Source organism: Vibrio sp. V15_P4S5T153, from assembly GCF_963874485.1.
GTDB lineage: Bacteria > Pseudomonadota > Gammaproteobacteria > Enterobacterales > Vibrionaceae > Vibrio > Vibrio anguillarum.
Window position 1 is genome coordinate 1,733,921 of record NZ_CAWNHR010000011.1, and the last position, 20,934, is coordinate 1,754,854.

The 20,934-nt window shown below is 44.1% G+C and carries 18 protein-coding genes, 1 tRNA gene, 2 rRNA genes and 1 other RNA gene; 10 read left to right on the forward strand and 12 right to left on the reverse strand.

Going from position 1 to position 20,934, the window contains the following annotated elements; translation table 11 throughout:
* Window positions 1-46: 46 nt before the first annotated feature.
* The 3 genes from AACT42_RS09810 to AACT42_RS09820 are packed head-to-tail and all read right to left on the reverse strand — an operon-like array spanning window position 47 to window position 3,058.
* A complete protein-coding gene (locus AACT42_RS09810) occupies window positions 47-1,276 on the reverse strand; it encodes an FAD-dependent 2-octaprenylphenol hydroxylase (protein WP_081245346.1) in 1,230 nt (409 codons plus the stop codon).
* A 12-nt stretch (window positions 1,277-1,288) separates the two neighbouring features.
* Window positions 1,289-2,470: a 2-octaprenyl-6-methoxyphenyl hydroxylase gene (gene ubiH / locus AACT42_RS09815; protein ID WP_176429037.1), complete on the reverse strand. Its 1,182-nt coding sequence runs from the start codon at window positions 2,468-2,470 to the stop codon at window positions 1,289-1,291.
* Window positions 2,471-2,482: 12 nt separating this feature from the next.
* A complete protein-coding gene (locus AACT42_RS09820) occupies window positions 2,483-3,058 on the reverse strand; it encodes a YecA/YgfB family protein (RefSeq protein ID WP_017046479.1) in 576 nt (191 codons plus the stop codon).
* Between the two features lie 243 nt (window positions 3,059-3,301).
* Here AACT42_RS09820 and AACT42_RS09825 point away from each other — a divergent pair, with 243 nt between their 5' ends.
* From AACT42_RS09825 to serA, 5 genes are all read left to right on the forward strand, one after another.
* Window positions 3,302-3,610 (forward strand): cell division protein ZapA, encoded by a 309-nt coding sequence (locus tag AACT42_RS09825; protein ID WP_010319818.1) that lies wholly within the window; start codon window positions 3,302-3,304, stop codon window positions 3,608-3,610.
* Window positions 3,611-3,630: 20 nt separating this feature from the next.
* Window positions 3,631-3,815: non-coding RNA, 6S RNA (ssrS, locus tag AACT42_RS09830), on the forward strand.
* 2 nt (window positions 3,816-3,817) lie between these two features.
* Window positions 3,818-4,408: a 5-formyltetrahydrofolate cyclo-ligase gene (locus tag AACT42_RS09835; RefSeq protein WP_026028707.1), complete on the forward strand. Its 591-nt coding sequence runs from the start codon at window positions 3,818-3,820 to the stop codon at window positions 4,406-4,408.
* Between the two features lie 64 nt (window positions 4,409-4,472).
* Window positions 4,473-5,129: a ribose-5-phosphate isomerase RpiA gene (gene rpiA, locus AACT42_RS09840; RefSeq protein ID WP_010319820.1), complete on the forward strand. Its 657-nt coding sequence runs from the start codon at window positions 4,473-4,475 to the stop codon at window positions 5,127-5,129.
* Between the two features lie 263 nt (window positions 5,130-5,392).
* Entirely contained in the window at window positions 5,393-6,622 is a 1,230-nt protein-coding gene (serA, locus tag AACT42_RS09845; RefSeq protein ID WP_026028313.1) for a phosphoglycerate dehydrogenase, read from the forward strand.
* 82 nt (window positions 6,623-6,704) lie between these two features.
* Here serA and ilvN read toward each other — a convergent pair whose 3' ends face one another.
* The 6 genes from ilvN to AACT42_RS09875 all read right to left on the reverse strand — a co-directional run bounded on the left by ilvN (window position 6,705) and on the right by AACT42_RS09875 (window position 14,257).
* On the reverse strand, window positions 6,705-7,199 hold the full coding sequence (gene ilvN, locus AACT42_RS09850) for an acetolactate synthase small subunit (RefSeq protein ID WP_010319822.1): 495 nt from the start codon (window positions 7,197-7,199) through the stop codon (window positions 6,705-6,707).
* A 1-nt stretch (window position 7,200) separates the two neighbouring features.
* A complete protein-coding gene (locus AACT42_RS09855; protein WP_013856017.1) occupies window positions 7,201-8,940 on the reverse strand; it encodes an acetolactate synthase 3 large subunit in 1,740 nt (579 codons plus the stop codon).
* Between the two features lie 431 nt (window positions 8,941-9,371).
* A complete protein-coding gene (locus tag AACT42_RS09860) occupies window positions 9,372-11,180 on the reverse strand; it encodes an AMP-dependent synthetase/ligase (protein ID WP_176429038.1) in 1,809 nt (602 codons plus the stop codon).
* Between the two features lie 197 nt (window positions 11,181-11,377).
* Complete coding sequence (leuO, locus tag AACT42_RS09865; RefSeq protein WP_026027287.1) at window positions 11,378-12,337, reverse strand: transcriptional regulator LeuO; 960 nt, start codon at window positions 12,335-12,337, stop codon at window positions 11,378-11,380.
* 343 nt (window positions 12,338-12,680) lie between these two features.
* A complete protein-coding gene (locus AACT42_RS09870; RefSeq protein WP_170889510.1) occupies window positions 12,681-13,727 on the reverse strand; it encodes an MJ1255/VC2487 family glycosyltransferase in 1,047 nt (348 codons plus the stop codon).
* Window positions 13,724-14,257, reverse strand: a complete 534-nt coding sequence (locus tag AACT42_RS09875) for a phosphatase PAP2 family protein (protein WP_017048684.1) — start codon at window positions 14,255-14,257, stop codon at window positions 13,724-13,726. Before AACT42_RS09875 ends, AACT42_RS09870 begins: the two co-directional genes overlap by 4 nt.
* Window positions 14,258-14,716: 459 nt before the next feature.
* On the opposite strand from AACT42_RS09875, the gene leuA reads away from it, so the two are divergent.
* The 5 genes from leuA to AACT42_RS09900 all read left to right on the forward strand — a co-directional run bounded on the left by leuA (window position 14,717) and on the right by AACT42_RS09900 (window position 20,425).
* Window positions 14,717-16,264: a 2-isopropylmalate synthase gene (gene leuA / locus AACT42_RS09880; RefSeq protein WP_094132277.1), complete on the forward strand. Its 1,548-nt coding sequence runs from the start codon at window positions 14,717-14,719 to the stop codon at window positions 16,262-16,264.
* A 73-nt stretch (window positions 16,265-16,337) separates the two neighbouring features.
* On the forward strand, window positions 16,338-17,429 hold the full coding sequence (gene leuB, locus AACT42_RS09885; RefSeq protein ID WP_094132278.1) for a 3-isopropylmalate dehydrogenase: 1,092 nt from the start codon (window positions 16,338-16,340) through the stop codon (window positions 17,427-17,429).
* Window positions 17,430-17,488: 59 nt separating this feature from the next.
* A complete protein-coding gene (gene leuC / locus AACT42_RS09890) occupies window positions 17,489-18,910 on the forward strand; it encodes a 3-isopropylmalate dehydratase large subunit (protein WP_088732862.1) in 1,422 nt (473 codons plus the stop codon).
* Between the two features lie 14 nt (window positions 18,911-18,924).
* On the forward strand, window positions 18,925-19,527 hold the full coding sequence (gene leuD, locus AACT42_RS09895; protein ID WP_017042706.1) for a 3-isopropylmalate dehydratase small subunit: 603 nt from the start codon (window positions 18,925-18,927) through the stop codon (window positions 19,525-19,527).
* A 112-nt stretch (window positions 19,528-19,639) separates the two neighbouring features.
* Window positions 19,640-20,425 (forward strand): DUF547 domain-containing protein, encoded by a 786-nt coding sequence (locus tag AACT42_RS09900; protein WP_013856007.1) that lies wholly within the window; start codon window positions 19,640-19,642, stop codon window positions 20,423-20,425.
* A 40-nt stretch (window positions 20,426-20,465) separates the two neighbouring features.
* Here AACT42_RS09900 and rrf (AACT42_RS09905) read toward each other — a convergent pair.
* The 3 genes from rrf (AACT42_RS09905) to rrf (AACT42_RS09915) form a co-directional block, all read right to left on the reverse strand.
* Window positions 20,466-20,581 (reverse strand): 5S ribosomal RNA (rrf, locus tag AACT42_RS09905).
* A 31-nt stretch (window positions 20,582-20,612) separates the two neighbouring features.
* A tRNA-Thr gene (locus tag AACT42_RS09910) sits at window positions 20,613-20,688 on the reverse strand.
* Between the two features lie 67 nt (window positions 20,689-20,755).
* Window positions 20,756-20,871: ribosomal RNA gene (gene rrf / locus AACT42_RS09915) — 5S ribosomal RNA — on the reverse strand.
* Window positions 20,872-20,934 lie beyond the last annotated feature (63 nt).

The following is a 20,934-nucleotide window of genomic DNA, read 5'->3' on the forward strand; positions in this document are numbered from 1 at the left end:
GGTTGGCCATAAGCCAGCCCTTTTGCCATCATTAGGTTAATCACTGTTAGGGCTCAAGCAGCACCATTTTACTCTTGGCAAGATCAGGTAAATCACCTTTTAAACCCAGTGCTCTTTTCATAATCTCATCTTTGGCTCCAGGAAGTTGTCCAGCCAACTGCATGCCAATGCCACGGATCAGTTTCTTCGCCGGATTATCACCTTCAAAAAGGTCTTTGAAACCTTGCATCGCGGCAATCATTTTGGCAGCTTCTGTTTTTCGCCAACGTTCATAACCTCGCAAATTTTTGAGCAAGCCAATATCTTCACCTTGATGCCACAACGCGAGTAGTTCTTGAGCTAAGCTTGCAGCATCAAGTAAACCTAAATTAACACCTTGCCCGGCTAGCGGATGGATGGTGTGCGCCGCATCACCAACGAGTGCGATTCGTTGTAAAGCAAAATCTCGGGCATAACGCATTTTAAGTGGGAAAGCAGCACGTTCACCGACCACCTCACACAAACCTAAACGATGATCAAACTCAGCGGTCAGTATCTTATTGAATTCGAGCTCAGACAGGCTGAGCAAGCGCTGCGCTCGGTTGGGCTCTGTAGACCAAACGATTGAGCTCATATGAGGATCAGACATAGGTAAAAAGGCCAGCGGACCTTGTGGGGTAAACACTTGCCTTGCCGTCGATTGATGTGGTTCCACCGTGCGGACATTTGCCACCAGCGCACTGTGTCCATAATCCCAATGGGTTAATGGAATGTCTTGCTGCTGACGAACCCAAGAGTTTGCGCCATCGGCTCCTACTATCAATTTTGCGGTGAGTGATTGACCGTTATCGAGCGTTAGCCACGCTTCACTTTCTCCGACAGCCAGCGATTGGCATTGAGCGGGCATAAAGAGTGTCACATTCGCTTGCTTTTGTACTTGTTCGAGTAAGGCTAATTGAATGACGCGGTTCTCAACAATGTGTCCCAGATCCGGCTGAGTCATTTGATTGGCACTAAATTCGATCCGCGCAAAACTATCGCGTTCCCACACTTCCATCGCCGAATAAGGCGCAGCACGGCGAGAAATGATGCCTTGCCATGCACCAAGGTTTCGCAACATGATTTCACTGGAACGGCTTAAGGCGGAGACTCGCACATCCGGCAGCTCTGCAAGTTCAAGGCTGGGTACTCGACCCTCAATCACGGCGATGCGCAGTTCGCTATGCTTTAATGCGGCGGCCAGTGCAAGGCCAACCATTCCGCCACCCACAATGACAATATCGACACTTTGCATCATATACAGACCCTTTTATCTATTCACTACGCCAAGCGTTCGGCGCAGTAGCGGCATTTTCAGCCACGGTAAATTATCCATCATCATGAGGCCTACATTGCGACCAATACGAGTGGTTAGCCAATCATTGGAAAAGAGATGCACCAGGGATGATGTCAGCTTAATGGTGGCATCACGATCCGCTTCTCGGCGTTGGGAAAAAGCCTGTAAGCCGTGATAGCAGCCAACATCGGCTTGCTGCTTGATAAGCTCATCCGCCAAGCTTGCTACATCTCGAATACCTAAGTTGAAACCTTGTCCCGCAATCGGATGTAATGTCTGAGCGGCATTGCCCACAATGGCAAAACGATGTGAAATGTTCTGCTCTCGATAACGCAGTTGTAATGGATAGCAGGCACGAGTGCCCACTTTATTCATTCGCCCTAAACGCCAACCAAACGCATCTTGAAGCTGTGCTAAGAAACCCTCATCACTGAGTGAAAAAGCTTGCTCGGCTTTCGCGGGAGGTAAACACCAAACTAAAGAGAGTCGATTATCACTCATTGGTAATAACGCGACAGGACCATCGGCGGTAAATCGTTCAAACGCCCGTCCTTGATGAGCTTTTGAGCTCACAACGTTAGCAATAACCGCGACCTGTTCAAAATCATGCTCTTGTTGGATGAGGCCGATTTGCTCGCAGCAGGTCGATATCGCCCCATCAGCTGCGACCAATAACTTAGCTTGGATCGTTCGTTGATCGTTAAGGGTGACAGTGACCTTATCCATACTACGTTCCACTTGCTGAACCGCGCTTGGGCAAAATAACTCAATATGCGGGCTCTGCTGCATTTTTTGCGCGTAAATCTGCCCAACATCGGCTAATTCAACCACGTAACCTAATGCTTCTAAATCGAGTTGCTGACAAGTGATATCGGTCATCCCAATATGAGACCGATCCGACACATGAATATGTGTAATTGGGGTGGCGACCTCTTGCAGCGACTGCCACAAGGAGAGATTTTGCAAAATTTGTACGCTACCGTGGGATAAAGCAATTGAACGCGAATCAAAGCCGGGATGGGCGAGCTTACCATCCAGCGGGTGCGCTTCGACCACAGCAATCGCAAGCTTTCCTTGAGAAAGCGTATCTAAGGCCAACGCCAGTGTTGCACCGGCCATCGCCCCACCAGCGATAATCACATCAAATTGCTTCACAGTCATCTCTCTTTAATGCACGGTCGGCTGAGTTTCTTGTAGAGGTTTGATACCAAATTCAGCATGAATTGTTAACACACAAGCTTTTATATGCTCGATGACGTGTTCCAAAAGTTGAGCTTGCTCATCCAAGTCATCCTCTTCATCGATACCGAGCTTGGCAATTTCTTCTAGATCAGCCAAGGCCTCTTTAGTCTCTGCGGACGCTTTTTTCAAAACAACCCCAATCAAGCCAAGCCCAGAAATAAAGTGATTTACCCAGTCGGCTACGCCATCAGCCAAATCAAATACACTGGCACTCGCCTCTTCATCTGGCAACAGTAGTGACAACTCCATCCCGCTACCAGTGAGCTCTTCGATTGTAAAGGTGAGTACTTGTTCAGCCAATGTCAACGGACGATCTGGCCAACCCATACCTTCGTTAGTGTAATCAAAAATAAGTGGCTGCCAGCTCTTATCATTTAAGCCCAGACCACCGGCCAGCATGCCCGTTAGCAACCCATGCAACTCAGCAGGGTTAACCGCAAGTGCTGCAGATTGAAGGGCAGTGGCAAGAGAAAGATAATCCGGTAGTTTTTTTTCGCTCATGGGAAGCTCGTAATAAAATCAAATAAGCGCGATCCTACCACTTAGCTTCCAATGCGAAAATGCTCAAAGCGTTAATTGTGGGTAGCTTTTACTCAATTTGCCTAATAACTGTGTTTTTAGTCCCTCATTTTTTACTGCTCGCTTTGAAAAGCTTGAATCTTAGGGCCGCTTTACCTATAGTTTCCACCTCGATGGGCATGTGAGTGGCACCATCTTAGACAGCGCGATAAGAGTTCATCCATCATGAGTAATCAAGCGGTAGACGTAGAAATTTTAGGAAAATTGACTCGTGTGAATTGCCCTGCGGGACAAGAGCAGTCTTTAATCCAAGCGGCGCAAGATCTTGATAACCGATTGAAAGAGATGGCAGAGCGTACTAAAGTTACCAATGAGGTAAAGCTACTCACGATTGCTGCGCTCAACATTTGTTATGAATTGCAAACCAAAAACAATGAGAGCCTAGGCCAACAAAATCAATTAACCGAGCGCATGGAACAGCTCGCTGCATCTCTTGAAGATGCCATCAGTAAAGTGAAGCTAGGACAGCAGTAGTCTTTACCAGCGTAACCAAATTTACCCTAGAGTGTTTGTCAGCCGGATTTAAGTCCCTGAGCCGATAAGCAACACCAAAGGGTTAGTACTTGGTAGCTATTGAGCAAGCTCGGCTCGTACCGAGAAGCCTGCGGTTACCATTGCTGATCCGCCTTGAACCAGCTGGTTCAAGGGCCAAAATCCGCAACGGCACTCTGGGGTATCCTTATGCAAAACACTCGACACACACTTCGTCAAGTCATCCGCCAGCGGCGTAAACAGCTATCACCTACGCAGCAAAAACACGCTTCAATTGAACTTGTCTCTCGTTTTTCAACACTGCCTGAAGTTTTAACGAGTCAGCACATTGCCCTCTACTTGGCAACCGATGGTGAGCTAGAAACACAACCGCTCATAGCGTGGTTATGGCAACAAGGCAAACAGACCTATCTTCCCGTTTTACACCCCTTCTCGAGTGGGAATTTATTGTTCTTGCGCTATGATGCTCAAACCATAATGACGCGAAATAAATACGGCATTGCCGAACCCAAGCTCAACCAAACATTGATCAAATCAGTAAATGAGCTAGATATCATCTGCACACCATTGGTGGCATTTGATCAAACAGGGCAAAGGCTCGGGATGGGCGGCGGCTATTATGATCGTACGTTAGAAGCTTGGTTTAAAACGGGTAAAGGTGCCCTACCCATAGGTTTAGCTCATGATTGCCAACAAGTGACTCATCTGCCGAGCGAAGCATGGGATATACCTTTACCTCAAATAGTGACTCCAAGCCAAATCTGGCAATGGGAATCATAAATTATTGAGGCTATAATCGCCCCGCAACATTACCGTCACTATAAATCGATATCAGGAGATTGGCATGACTCAAGATGAAATGAAAAAAGCCGCCGGCTGGGCCGCACTCAAATATGTAGAAAAAGGCAGCATCGTTGGTGTGGGTACGGGTTCAACGGTGAATCACTTCATTGATGCACTGGGTTCGATTAAAGATGATATTAAAGGTGCGGTTTCAAGTTCTATCGCCTCAACAGAGAAGCTAAAAGGCCTAGGTATTGAAGTGTTCGACTGCAATGATGTTGATCAACTCGATATTTATGTTGATGGCGCAGATGAAATCAACCCTGCGCGCGATATGATCAAAGGCGGCGGCGCTGCGCTCACTCGAGAAAAAATCGTTGCCGCGATTGCGGATAAATTCATTTGTATCGTTGATGGTACAAAAGCGGTCGATGTTCTAGGTCAATTCCCACTTCCAGTTGAAGTGATCCCAATGGCGCGCTCTTATGTGGCACGTCAACTGGTTAAACTTGGTGGTGATCCAGCCTATCGCCATGGCGTAATAACGGATAACGGTAACGTTATCTTGGATGTGCACGGATTAAAAATTACTGATGCCAAAGCATTAGAAGATAAAATTAATGGGATTGTCGGCGTAGTAACCGTTGGTTTATTCGCTCACCGAGGTGCTGATGTCGTCATCACTGGCACGGAAAATGGTGCCAAAATCGAAGAGTAAGTCACAAAATAAGGCTACTTTCCGTTATTTCATTACAAACGGCACCCATGGGTGCCGTTTTTCTTCGCTATGCCCTAGAAAATCATGCCTTATTTCGTAATTTTCTTACCCAAAACAAAAAAAGTTTGTTACTTTATTGGTCAGAAGACGCACAAGGAAAACGTTTGTCTTCCAACAAAATGGTTAATCTTCCTCTTTACATTAGCCCTTTTGCTTTATGTGCGCCGTGTTTGCCCACCTTCCCATTTTTAAGGACGAGAATAATGGCCAAAGTTTCACTCGAAAAAGACAAAATCAAAATCTTACTCCTCGAAGGGCTACACCCTTCAACGGTTGAAGTACTGCAATCTGCCGGTTACAGCAATATTGAGTATCACAAAGGTTCTCTGGGTGATGAACAACTGCTCGAAGCGGTGAAAGATGCTCACTTCATCGGAATTCGTTCGCGCACTAATTTGACTGAAGCGGTAATCAACGCGGCAGAGAAGTTGGTTGCTATCGGCTGCTTCTGCATTGGCACCAACCAAGTTGACCTGAATGCAGCCGCAAAACGCGGGATTCCTGTCTTTAATGCACCATTTTCGAATACTCGCAGTGTTGCTGAACTCGTTTTAGGCCAAACACTGCTACTACTGCGTGGGATTCCTGAAAAAAATGCATTGGCACATCGTGGTATTTGGAAAAAAAGTGCTGATAACTCTTATGAGGCACGCGGTAAACGCTTAGGTATTATTGGCTATGGCCACATTGGTACCCAGCTCGGTATCATTGCCGAAAACCTCGGTATGCAAGTCTATTTCTATGACATAGAAAACAAACTCTCACTCGGTAATGCAACGCAAATACATACCATGAGTGAGCTACTGAATAAATGTGATGTCATTTCTCTGCATGTGCCTGAAACTCCAGATACTAAAAATATGATGGGTAAAGAAGAGTTTGCACGCATGAAGCCTGGCTCTATCTTTATCAACGCAGCACGCGGAACGGTAGTCGACATTCCCGCACTCTGCGATGCATTGGCATCAAACCATCTAGCTGGCGCGGCAATAGATGTATTTCCAGAAGAACCCGCCACAAACTCTGAACCTTTTGAATCCCCACTGATGCATTTTGATAATGTCATTCTGACACCGCACATTGGTGGCTCAACTCAAGAAGCACAAGAAAATATCGGTATTGAAGTAGCCGGTAAGTTGGCAAAATATTCAGATAACGGCTCAACCTTATCAAGCGTGAACTTCCCTGAAGTATCACTGCCAATTCACCGTGATAGTTCGCGTTTACTGCATATTCACGAAAACCGTCCGGGTATTCTGACACAAATCAACACCATCTTCGCCGAAGAAGGGATCAATATCGCCGCTCAATATTTACAAACGTCAGCGGATATCGGTTATGTAGTGATTGACGTAGAAACCGCTCGCTCTGCGGAAGCTCTGACTAAGCTGAAAAGCATCAGCGGCACCATTCGTGCGCGTATTCTTCACTAAGCACTTCTCCAGTAAAAGCACTAAATGACAAAAAGGCCACACAAAATGTGGCCTTCCTTATTTCGATAGGGAGCTCGGTAAATTAAGCTTTAAGCGCTCGCTCCCCGCGAGCAATACCTACCACGCCACTTCGCGCGACTTCGATTACTTCCGTGACTTCCGACAACGCTTGAATAAAGGCATCGAGTTTTTCGCTGGTTCCGGCAAGCTGCACAGTATATTGCGCCGCAGTGACATCCACGATCTGCCCACGGAAAATATCAGCTGTACGTTTCACTTCGGCGCGCGCAAAACCGCTAGCTTTGACTTTCACCATCATCAGCTCACGTTCAATGTGTTCGCACTCTGACACTTCTTGCACTTTAAGCACATCAATCAACTTATGCAGTTGCTTTTGAATTTGTTCAAGTTGCATTTCATCGGTCTTAGTGGTGATGTTTAAGCGTGACAATGTTGCATCATCGGTTGGCGAAACCGTTAGTGATTCAATGTTATAACCACGTTGAGAAAATAGACCAACAACGCGAGACAAAGCACCCGATTGGTTTTCCATTAATATTGAAATAATGTGTCTCATATTATGTTCTCTCCGTTTTGCTTAACCACATTTTGTCCATCCCTTCGCCTTTAATTTGCATTGGGTAGACGTGCTCCGTTTCATCCACATTAATATCAACAAAAACCAATCGATCTTTCATATCGAGTGCTTTTTTAAGCCCGGCTTCAAGTTCATCAGGCTGTGAGATACGGATGCCAACGTGGCCATAAGCTTCTGCAATTGCTGCAAAATCGGGAACAGAACTCATATAAGAATTAGAGTGACGTCCTTGGTAAATAATATCTTGCCACTGTTTTACCATGCCAAGAAAACGGTTGTTTAAGTTAATAATTTTCACTGGAATATCATATTGCAACGCAGTGGAAAGCTCTTGGATATTCATTTGAATACTGCCATCCCCAGTGACAATCACTACCTCTTCTTCTGGCATGGCAAATTTAACCCCCATTCCAGCGGGTAAACCAAACCCCATGGTGCCCAAACCGCCAGAGTTGATCCAACGACGAGGCTTATTGAATGGATAATAAAGTGCGGCGAACATTTGGTGCTGACCAACATCGGAGGCCACATATGCGTCTCCATTAGTCAGTTTATGTAAAGTTTCAATCACTTGCTGCGGCTTAATGCGTTCACTGGATTTCTCATAAGCTAGGCATTGGCGGTCGCGCCAGCTTTGGATATCTTGCCACCATAGTTCAAGCGCCTGCGAATCATTACAGCCACCTTGCTCAGAGAGCAATTGCAGCATAGTTTCCAGTACTTGTTCAGCTGATCCCACTATCGGCAGATCGACTGGCACATTTTTAGAGATCGACGAAGGATCAATGTCAATGTGCATGATCTTAGCGTTCGGGCAATACTTTTCTAGATTATTGGTCGTACGGTCATCAAAACGCACACCAATACCGAAAATCAAATCCGCATTGTGCATCGCCATATTGGCTTCATACATACCATGCATTCCAAGCATGCCTAACGCATTTTTATGAGTCCCAGGGAAAGCACCAAGCCCCATTAACGTGCTGACTACGGGTAAATTGAGCGTTTCAGCCAGTTGTAAAATGTGCTGATCTGCGCCTGAAATAACAGCACCACCACCAATGTACAATACGGGTTTTTTGGCTTCTAACAACGCTTTTAGCGCCTTTTTAATTTGCCCTTTATGACCAGAAGTAGTTGGGTTGTATGAGCGCAGTTTGATCGACTCAGGATACGTGTAAGGGAGTTTGATCTGAGGATTCATCACATCTTTAGGCAGATCGATCACGACCGGCCCCGGGCGCCCTGTTGAGGCAATATAAAAGGCTTTCTTAATGGTTTCAGGAATATCTTCAGCTTTTTTTACAAGAAAACTGTGTTTGACGATCGGACGAGAAACCCCAACGATGTCACATTCTTGAAACGCATCGTTACCAATGAGGTTATTTGGCACGTTGCCTGAAATAACAATCATTGGAATTGAGTCCATGTAAGCGGTAGCAATCCCTGTGACGGTATTCGTCGCCCCTGGGCCAGAACAAACAAGTACCACACCCGTTTTTCCGGTTGCTCGAGCATAGCCATCTGCCATGTGCGTGGCCGCTTGCTCGTGGCGAACAAGGACATGTTTAATTTGGTCGGTTTTTGCGTGCAGCGCATCGTAAATATCAAGAACGGAACCACCTGGGTATCCAAATATTTGCTCTACACCTTCTTCGATCAGAGATTGAACCACCATCTCTGCGCCAGATAACATCTGTTGATTGGATTGCGTTGCCATTTTTTCTCCTTACCAGTACCCAACACATGGTCAGTCAATGGGCCTGGTTTTACATAGTTTAGGGCTTATTTGTAGCCTAATTCGAAAACTTTCCACTTTCGGCTATGTCTTGCTTTTGTCATAACAAAAAACAAGGTAACGCAACAACTGTAACTCTTTCTTATCATCGGGTCGAACGCCAAATAGCGCACACTTTGGCAAATGTTTGGTTAAATGGAATTTTATTAGGTAACTATCGTAAAAATGGTATCAAAAACAGCTCAATCCATGAATAATTAGCAAAAATAAAGCAAAAAATATTACCATGCAGCAATGTAGCGTTATGAGGAAGCGAGGTTTAACTTCCGTCGTAATATAAAAAATCCCCCACGCTTTATCTGAAAAGCAAGTGGAGGATTTTTAAACAATGAAAAAACTATCTTAAGATAATCTTACTCACCTTTAGTCTTTTCTTTGTACATTTCCTCGATTTCATCTTGGTAACGATCACTAATGACTTTTCTACGCAGTTTCTGAGTCGGCGTCAGCTCACCTTTGTCCATTGAAAAAGCCTTAGGTAATAATTTAAACTTTTTCACCTGCTCAAATTTGGCTAGCTCTTTTTGCAAATCATTGACTCGTTTTTCCAGCATCTCAACCACTTGGTTATTCTTGATAAGATCTAATCTGTCATGATATTTGATGTTGAGCTCTTTGGCGTAAACCTCCAAGCTGTCATAACAAGGTACAATTAAAGCCGATACAAATTTACGTGTGTCAGCAATCACCGCAATCTGTTCAATAAAGTGATCTTTACCAATCGCTCCCTCAATAACTTGTGGCGCAATGTATTTACCACCGGAGGTTTTCATCAGCTCTTTGATACGATCAGTAATGAAGACATTACCTTGCTCATCAATGTGCCCAGCATCTCCTGTTTTGAGAAAACCTTGTTCATCGAATGCTAACGCCGTTTCTTCTGCCATTTTATAGTAGCCGCGCATAACCATTGGTCCGCGAACAAGAATTTCATTGTTGTCACCGATTTTGACCTGAGCTCCTGGCATCGAGATGCCTATTGAATCAGGATTAAAACACCGGTCATCCCAACAAGAAACCGTTGCTGTGGTTTCCGTCATGCCATAGCCCAACTTCACGTTAATGCCAATGGCATGGAAAAATCGACCTATGGTTTCATCTAATTTCGCGCCACCGCAAGGCATGAAATTAATCCGCCCACCAAGCAATGCACGCAATTTAGACAACACGATTTTATCCGCTAACGCGTAACTCTTTTTCAGCATGAAGGATGGTTGGCGCTTTTCTTGGTGACAAAGAGCCATCTTAGCCCCCATATTGACCGCCCAAGTAAACAGCACTTTTCGATGCAACGGCGCTTTCGAGACTTTTTCGTGAATAGCGGAGAAAATTTTCTCGTAGAAGCGAGGGACGGCACACATTACCGTTGGCTTTAGCTCACTCAATGCATCACGTACTTGCATCGTATCCTGCAAATAACAGTTAGTTGCACCGCTGTAAAGAATGTAAAAAGTCCACGCCCGTTCAAACACGTGTGACAATGGTAAAAAACAGAGTGACACATCATCCTTAGAGATGTTTAACCGCTCATCATGCCCTTCAAGCTGAGCGCCAATATTACGGTAATCAAGCATCACGCCTTTAGGTTGACCTGTGGTGCCAGAGGTATAGATGAGCGTCAGCAGATCATCCATATTCGCCTGTTCAAGGCGAGACTCTAATTCCGCTTGCTGGCCATCTGTATTTTGTTCAATAAAAGTCTGCCAATGGATGCCATGTTGAAAACTTTTTAGATCAATGCCATCACTCATGGCGACAATTAATTCAAGCTGTTCGCACTCATCAAAAAAATCCAGTGCCGCATCGTATTGTGCCTGTTCACCGACCAAGAGCACTTTGACATCAGCATCTTGAATAATATAACTGGCCTGCGCTGGCGTATTAGTTGGATAAATAGGTACCGTAACGGCTCTTAACTGCAAAGTAGCCAAGTCAGCTATTGTCCACTGCGGCATGTTATTCGAAAAAATCCCGACTTTATCTTGGATTTTTATACCTTGCGTTAAAAGTGCAAGTGACATCGCATCGATACGTTGACCAAATTGCTTCCAGCTGATCCCATGCCACTCTTTCTCTATTTTGTGTTTTAGAGCAATGCACTCGCCACCTTTGACAATCTGTTCACGAATTCTTTTTACGATATGGAAATTTAAATTGGGCATCTTTTTTACCTGTAGCTTACACATGTAAGCTTTTTGAGCGCACAAGTGTACATTTAGAAGCAAAAAAGGCAACTGACGGATGTCAAAGTTATCAATTAATTCTACAGACAAAAAAGCCCTGAATGGATATAACCAATTCAAGGCTCAAAGAGGAGTATCACTAAGTTTAGATCACCGTACAAACTAACGGGTAAACGTTAGTTTAATGCAACAACTTCGCCGCAAATCATCATTAACTGATCACGCAGCCAAATATGGCCTTTGTCTTTTTCACTAGACTCATGCCAACTGAGATAACCACTGATTTGACCATTTGCAAATGGGAAATCGAGGATTTGTAACTGATCTCGGTTAGCCGCATTCTCAACCATCCAACGAGGTGCAATCGTCACCAACTCAGATTGTCCGACCACATAAAGCACGTTGCTCAAACTGGTCCCTTCATAATAAGGAACACAGTCTAATTCGCGGTATGCTTGCTCAGAAAAGCTACGTTGCCCATGGATGCGAGATAACTTCGCATGCTTTTCAGCTGTTAGGCTATCAGCGTTAACAGAGCCATTGATGCGAGGATGAGACTTAGATGCCACCACCACTAATTCATCTTGGAAAATTTCCGTACTGGAGAACCCTTGTTCATCAAAACGCGCGTAATCAATCACAAAATCGATCTCTTGGTAACGCATACGCTCGGCTAACAAACGGTTAAATTCCGCATCAAGATGAAGTTGGACCAAAGGCGCTTGTTCATGAACTGATGACATAATTTTCGGCGCGAAACGCATATCACAAGGACTGCAAATCGCTAATTTAAATAAGCGTGTTGATGTTTCAGGAGAAAACACCGAACTTGGCAGTTCATTACGGATTAATTGCAGTGCTTGACGCATCGGACCGAACAGTTGACGTGCACGTTGAGTAGGTTGAATACCTCGCCCTTGTCGCATAAACAGTTCATCATTAAACATTACCTTCAAACGCGCTACAGCATTGCTGACTGCTGGCTGAGACATACCCAAATTATGAGCGGCACGGGTAATATTTTGCTCTTGCATTACTGCATCAAAAACCGTCAGCAGGTTTAAATCTACACCACGTAATGTGCTTTCCATGCGGTAACTAGCAATAGCGCTCATTGCATCTTTTTTATCTAACATTTTTGGGACGCCTCTTGTTGTTATCGTCAATACCGTAAAAGTAATTTTTTAGAATAGATAACCTGCCATTTATTATATTTACCCAGACACAACTGGGTGGAGGCTACTATCTGCTAAGCATTTATCGATTGGCAACAAGATTGATAAAATATCAGTTTTTTTTATCCAAACAAAAAGATTGTCCTTATTTATCAGTACGATGTATTTTTATAAAAAACCATAAAACAGAAAAATTTATGCATTTTATTCAAAACATTGAATCAAGTGATGAATAACAAGCCTTCACCTTGATACATTCACCAAATAAATTAATTACGTCAAAATTCAAAGCATTTCGTCAATATTAGCTAAATGACACATAACTAGGGAAATCAACCTGTCGCCATAAAGACTGGCTCAGCTCTTTATGATTATCCCATTTGCCATTTTGTACCCATTCAACCAAGGCTTTCGCTACATTAGGATAGACAACGCGCTCGACCTGTTTTTCATCCAACCAACGGCGTAACTCCGACGGGTCCAAAAACTCCATAGATGCAGCAAGCCCGAGATTCTCAAGAGTGGCAACGTTACTTTGCTGCTCAAATTGACCCGATAGTGGCTTAAGTAGCAGCTTTTTACCCAATGAAAGTGCTTCTGATGGTAATTCAAAGCCACCATTAGCAATCACGCCATCGCAACAATGCAAGTGATATTGAAAATGGGTATGACATAAGGGACGCAGCTCAACATTTTCAACGGATTGCGCTTCCATTAAGGAAGGGTGATAACAAATAAATGCTTGATTTGAAAAACGAAAAAGCAACTCAAGAATATCATCAACATGCTCAAATGGAAGATAGACCAAAATGAAATGCTCGTTAGACGTATGCTGCTCTGAACGATAGATAATCGGAGGAAGGATCGGTTGATCAAAATGATACCAATGTAAACCGACGTGGTAGTTGGCAGGCGCAAACTGTTGAATAATCTGTTTATCCAGCCAACTTGCCCCTTTCAAAGGCACATTATAACGAAATGCATTTTGATGACTTATCCCAATACACGGAATACCTTGCTGTTTAGCCGCCCATGCCGATACTGGTTCAAAGTCATTAATGACCAAATCATACGGAGACAAATCGAGGTTTTTTGTCTCACTCACGAAAGTCAGCAAATTATTATTCAGCGCCGTTTTAACGTAATTTACGTGTCCCTGTTCAGTTTCAAAAGTAAAACCGCGCCGAGTTTGGTAATCACCGAAACTTTCCATCGAAAAGTATTTCTCTTTTTCACGTCCAGAAAAGAGAAATTGCACATCAATTTTGGCTTCTTTCAACGCTTCACTCATCACTCGTGAACGAGCAATATGGCCATTTCCGGTGCCTTGGACACCATACAGAATTTTCAAAAGCCTCTCTCCACCAACCACAAAGCAAATCTTGCGCTGCTTACACCAAGCAGCGCGCCAATCACGATATCCGTCAAGAAGTGAACCCCAAGTAGGATGCGAGATACGCCAATTAAGCCAGCCCAAACCAAGACAAAAGCATCGCTATGAGGATAGAAGTGGCCAATTAATGTCGCCATAACAAACCCTGCAGCCGTATGACCAGAGGGCAAACTATAGCGATCCGAAGGGGTAATAAAGGCAATGAATGAAGGAGAAAACTCTTCAGGGCGACGACGCTGAAAGCTATTTTTCAATCCCCAATAAATAGGGAGTTCAATCGCGAAAGCGGCCAGTCCAGCCATTAAGAATAGGTGGCCATTAAGCGGGTCTAAATACCAAGCTAAAGCACCAATCAACGCGTACAAATGCCCATCCCCAGTATGGGAAATAGCTTTGCTGATCTGCGCTACAGGCTGATTAAAACGATGCTGTAAACAAAATAGCGAAAACGCTACGTCAAACTTAACAATTTGTCCGATGGCACGCATGAGCGACTCCTGTCATTCCATAAACCTCTTACGCTCTAAACGTAGAAGTTTAAAATGACAAATACGTGACTGTTTGTTGGAGAATGAATGAATTTAACCGATGACAAACGTTCTTGCGTGAAAACATTCCGTGCTACAAAAAGTGATCCTCTCTGCCAATTCTGCTCATTTTTACCGCTTTTGACTAAAACTGATCCGATATGAATAAAAAAACAACTTAATGGTTGACGAGTTAAGTCGAGTACGGTACTAATTTGTTAACTTAATCTTGTGGAATGTTACGAATGACTATCCGTTTTTCTATCCTGCTGGGCCTGCTCCTTATCGTGAACCATTCGCGCGGGTAGGTTGTGGAAGAAAAACACCACACAAGATGACAAGAGCCCGCACTGAGATGCGGGTTTTTTTATAACTATATTTAGGAAGTAAACGATTAACCATCGGTGCAAGGGAGCAAACATGAATAATCAAGTCATTATATTCGACACCACATTACGTGATGGCGAACAAGCTTTGTCAGCAAGCTTAACCGTTAAAGAAAAACTGCAGATTGCTTACGCATTAGAGCGCCTTGGTGTTGATGTTATTGAAGCAGGTTTTCCAGTTTCCTCCCCAGGTGATTTTGAATCGGTCAAAACGATTGCCAAACACATTAAAAACAGCCGCGTCTGCGCGCTTTCTCGCGCGGTAGCAAAAGATATTGATGCAGCGGCCGAAGCTCTGAAAGTCGCCGATGCTTTTCGTATCCATACGTTTATTTCAACCTCAACCATTCATGTGCAAGATAAATTGCGCCGCAGTTATGATGATGTGCTCGAGATGGCAGTCAGTGCGGTGAAACACGCCCGTAACTACACCGATGACGTCGAATTTTCCTGTGAAGATGCGGGCCGAACGCCCATTGATAATCTCTGTAGAATGGTCGAAGCCGCAATTAATGCCGGAGCTAAGACCATCAATATTCCAGACACGGTCGGTTATACTGTTCCTAGCGAATTTGGTGGCATTATTCAGATGCTGTTTGAGCGAGTCCCTAACATAGATAAAGCCATTATTTCCGTTCATTGCCACGATGACTTGGGAATGTCAGTCGCAAACTCGATTGCCGCTGTACAGGCTGGCGCAAGGCAAATAGAAGGCACCATCAACGGTATTGGTGAGCGCGCTGGTAACTGTTCACTGGAAGAGATCGCGATGATCATCAAAACTCGTCAAGAATTCCTCGGCGTACATACTGGTTTAAAGCATGATGAGATCCACCGCACCAGTAAGTTGGTTAGCCAACTGTGCAATATGCCGATTCAAAGTAACAAAGCGATTGTCGGTACCAACGCATTTAGCCACTCGTCAGGCATTCATCAAGATGGCATGTTGAAAAACAAAAACACTTACGAAATCATGACTCCAGAGTCAATTGGCCTAAAAAACCAAGCGCTGAACTTAACGAGCCGCAGTGGCCGCGCCGCAGTAAAAAGCCATATGGATAGCATGGGTTACAATGAAAACGAATACAACCTCAATGCCTTGTATGAAGATTTCTTAAAATTGGCAGATCGTAAAGGCCAAGTGTTTGACTATGACTTAGAAGCGTTGATGCACTTTTCAAATCTGCGTGATGAAGACGATTTCTACAAATTGAACTATTTGAGTGTTCAATCAGGCAGTGTTATGGCGACCACCAGTATTAAATTGCTTTGTGGTGATGAAGAAAAATGTGAAGCTGCCGTTGGTAATGGCCCTGTCGATGCGCTTTACCAATGTATTTACCGTCTAACTGGCTATGAGATCGTATTGGATAAATTTGACCTTACCGCCAAGGGCGAAGGTGAAGATGGACTCGGGCAAGCCGATATTATTGCCAACTACAAAGGGCGAAAATATCACGGTACAGGCGTCTCTACGGATATTGTCGAAGCATCAGGACAAGCCTTATTGCACGTGATCAATAGCATTCATCGTGCCGATCAAATTGCAGAAATTAAACAAAAGAAAGTGGCAACCGTTTAACGTACCTAGATTAGAGCTTTCAGTCTTTAGAGCTCACTGGGGCAAGCAAATATAAAAATAGTAAAGGACTAACATGACAGACAAAACATACAAAATTGCCGTTCTTGCAGGTGATGGTATCGGCCCAGAAGTAATGCAACAAGCACACAAGGTATTGGATGCGATTGAAAAAAAACATGCTATCCGGTTTGCCAGAGAAGAACATGATGTCGGCGGGATTGCGATTGATAACCACGGTTGCCCGCTGCCTGAAAGCACAATTAAAGGATGTGAAGAGGCAGACGCCGTATTGTTTGGTTCCGTAGGCGGCCCTAAATGGGAGCATTTACCACCCAACGACCAACCAGAGCGCGGTGCACTCCTACCGCTTCGCAAACATTTTCAACTGTTTTGTAACTTGCGTCCTGCTCAAATTCACTCAGGCTTAGAAAGCTTTTCTCCTTTACGATCCGATATCTCCGATCGTGGCTTCGATATTGTGGTTGTTCGAGAATTGACTGGTGGTATTTATTTTGGCCAACCCAAAGGACGCGAAGGAGAAGGGGCAAATGAAAAAGCATTTGATACCGAAGTTTACCACCGCTACGAAATCGAACGCATTGCAAAAATAGCGTTTGAGTCCGCACGATTACGTCGTAAAAAAGTATGCTCAGTCGATAAAGCGAATGTATTACAAAGTTCTATCTTATGGCGTGAGGTCGTGGAAGAGATCGCAAAAGATTATCCAGACGTCGAGCTTTCACACATTTATATCGATAATGCCACTATGCAGCTCATTAAAGATCCCTCTCAATTTGATGTCATGCTGTGCTCTAATATTTTTGGTGACATCATTTCCGATGAATGCGCCATGATCACTGGCTCAATGGGCATGCTACCTTCCGCTAGCCTTAATGAAAGCAATTTCGGTCTCTATGAGCCTGCGGGTGGTTCTGCACCTGATATCGCAGGAAAGAACATCGCTAACCCAGTAGCACAAATTCTTTCCGCCGCTTTAATGCTACGTTATAGCTTAGGCGAAGAAAGTGCCGCTCAAGATATCGAAAATGCCGTATCAAAAGCGCTTACCGCAGGCGAACTCACCGCAGATCTTGCCAGTGGTAAAGCGGCACTTTCAACCTCTGAAATGGGCGATAAAATTGCCAGCTACATTTTAAACTCATAATTAGTAGGACTAGGCTCGCCTAGTCCTTTATAAAGCTCAAAGAGCTCAAGGAAGAAGCAATGTCGCAAGCAAAAACCTTATACGAAAAAATTTATGATGCCCACATTGCGGTGTCAGCTGAAGGGGAAACCCCCATCCTTTATATCGATCGTCATCTCGTTCATGAAGTGACATCACCGCAAGCATTTGATGGTTTACGCGAAAAGGGACGTAAAGTTCGTCAGACGAGTAAAACATTCGCTACCATGGACCATAACGTTTCAACCACCACAAAAGACATTAATGCCTCAGGTGAGATGGCTAGAATCCAAATGGAAACACTGTCAAAGAACTGTGCTGAGTTTGGCGTAACACTCTACGACTTAAATCATAAATACCAAGGCATCGTTCATGTCATGGGGCCAGAATTAGGTATTACTCTTCCCGGTATGACCATTGTCTGCGGTGACTCACACACAGCAACACATGGCGCATTTGGCTCGTTAGCGTTTGGCATCGGCACGTCAGAAGTTGAGCATGTACTTGCAACCCAAACATTAAAACAAGCTCGCGCTAAAACGATGAAAATCGAGGTGACAGGCAAAGTCGCTCCAGGCATCACCGCTAAAGATATCGTGCTAGCCATTATAGGTAAAACAACGGCGGCCGGTGGTACAGGCTATGTCGTTGAATTTTGTGGTGAAGCGATTACCGATCTTTCAATGGAAGGTCGTATGACGGTGTGCAATATGGCGATTGAGCTTGGGGCAAAAGCCGGTCTTATCGCCCCTGATCAGACTACTTTCGACTACATTAAAGGTCGCAAATTTTCTCCTCAAGGAAGCGATTTAGAAGCCGCCATTGAATACTGGGCAACGCTAAAAACCGATGATAATGCCAAATTCGATGCAGTCGTTACCCTAAATGCCGCGGACATCAAACCACAAGTAACGTGGGGCACAAACCCAGGGCAAGTAATTGCTGTCGACGAAACTATTCCATCTCCTGATAGCTTTAGTGATCCTGTCGAAAAAGCATCAGCAGAAAAAGCACTGGCGTATATGGGACTGGAAGCAGGTAAATCCTTGTCAGACTATAAAGTGGATAAAGTCTTTGTCGGTTCTTGCACAAACTCTCGCATTGAAGATATGCGAGCAGCAGCTCAAGTCGCGAAAGGTAAAAAAGTCGCACCACATGTTCAAGCATTGATTGTTCCAGGTTCAGAGCAAGTTAAGGCGCAAGCGGAAGCGGAAGGCTTGGATAAAATATTTATTGAAGCGGGTTTTGAATGGCGCTTGCCGGGCTGTTCAATGTGCTTGGCTATGAACAATGACAGGCTCGGTGCAGGTGAACGCTGTGCATCAACATCCAACCGCAATTTTGAAGGCCGCCAAGGTCGAGATGGCCGAACACATTTAGTCAGTCCTGCAATGGCCGCCGCCGCCGCCATCGCTGGACACTTTGTCGATATCCGTAATATTCATTCTTCAACACTCAACTAAACAGGGGATCACCAATGTCAGGTTTTAAACAGCACACAGGTTTGGTCGTTCCTCTTGATGCAGCGAACGTCGATACAGATGCCATTATCCCTAAGCAATTTTTACAGAAAGTAAATCGCACTGGTTTTGGCAAACACCTTTTTCATGATTGGCGTTTTCTAGATGATGCAGGTCAACAACCTAATCCAAATTTTGTCATGAATAAACCTCGCTATGAAGGAGCGAGCATTCTACTTGCTCGTGAAAACTTTGGGTGTGGTTCTTCACGAGAACATGCCCCTTGGGCTTTAGCGGATTACGGCATCAAAGCCATGATTGCACCCAGTTTTGCGGATATTTTTTATGGTAACTCAATCAATAACCAAATGGTTCCAGTCCGCCTTACAGAGCAAGAAGTTGATGAAATATTCCAATTTGTTGAAGGAAATGAAGGTGCTCAACTAACTGTAGATCTTGAACGAATGGAAGTTAAAGCCAATGGAAAAACATACTCATTTGAAATTGATGAATTTCGTCGCCATTGCTTACTTAATGGATTAGACAATATCGGTTTGACGCTACAGCACGAAGATAAAATCGCTGATTATGAAACAAAAATTCCTAGCTTTTTGAAATAGCGAGTATCGATTTAATTTCCAGAGGTTGGTGTAGATGCATCAACCTTTTCTTTTATCTGAAATTTATCAATCCCTGCCTAGGTCATATAGCCTATGAGATGAGAGGTAAACGATGAAATATCTACTAACGCTATGTTTGACACTCGGGTCAACGAATGTATTTTCTGCTCCTAAATCACAGCTATGGGATTATTGGAACTCTAGTAATGAAGAAAATACACAAGCCATTTCACATCAAATTTGGCAGACAACACTTGATACTTATCTAATCCAAGAAAATCACAACAACCTCTTCGATTATCAAAGGGTCAACTCAAAAGATAAAGAGCAATTAGAGCTCTATATTTCACAATTATCAGCCCTTGATCCAAGAGAGTATGCAAAGCTTGAACAATATGCTTACTGGGTCAACTTATATAATGCCTTAACAGTTAACTTAATCGTCGACCATTATCCAATACCATCCATCACTAAACTGGGAGGATTTTTCTCATTTGGCCCTTGGGAACAAAAGATCATTACCATCAATCAAAAAGAGCTGACTCTCAATGATATTGAACATCGAATTTTAAGACCCATTTGGAAAGATCCTCGAACCCATTATGCGGTCAACTGCGCAAGCCTTGGCTGCCCAAACTTACAAAAGCAGGCTTTCACAGCAGAAAATACTGAATTATTACTGGAGAAATCAGCCACTGAGTTTATCAATAGCGAAAAAGGAGTAAAGGTCACCAATGATAAATGGGTTCTGTCTTCTATTTATGACTGGTTTGCTGAAGATTTTGGAACGAAACAGCAATTATTTGAGCACTTAGTGCAGTACAACAAGGCACTAAAAAGCGAGAAAAAGAGTATCAGCTATCACTATGATTGGACATTGAATGATACGAATAGATAGAAAAAAACCTCAGCATTTCTGCTGAGGTTTCGTAATTCAAACCTGGCGATGTCCTACTCTCACATGGGGAGACCCCACACTACCATCGGCGCTGTTGTGTTTCACTTCTGAGTTCGGCATGGGTTCAGGTGGGTCCACAACGCTATGGTCGCCAAGCAAATTCTTTTAGCTTACAGAGCTATAAAACTGGTGCTGATACCCAGAATCGAACTGGGGACCTCATCCTTACCAAGGATGCGCTCTACCGACTGAGCCATATCAGCACACTGTATCTTGTGTCACAAGTGACTAAAAAGCCCGCTCTTACAAACGGGCTCTTATAAATTCAAAGCCTGGCGATGTCCTACTCTCACATGGGGAGACCCCACACTACCATCGGCGCTGTTGTGTTTCACTTCTGAGTTCGGCATGGAATCAGGTGGGTCCACAACGCTATGGTCGCCAAGCAAATTTCTTAATTCGGAAAGCTGTTTCGTTCTCATTCACACATTCAATGTTCTTCCATTGAG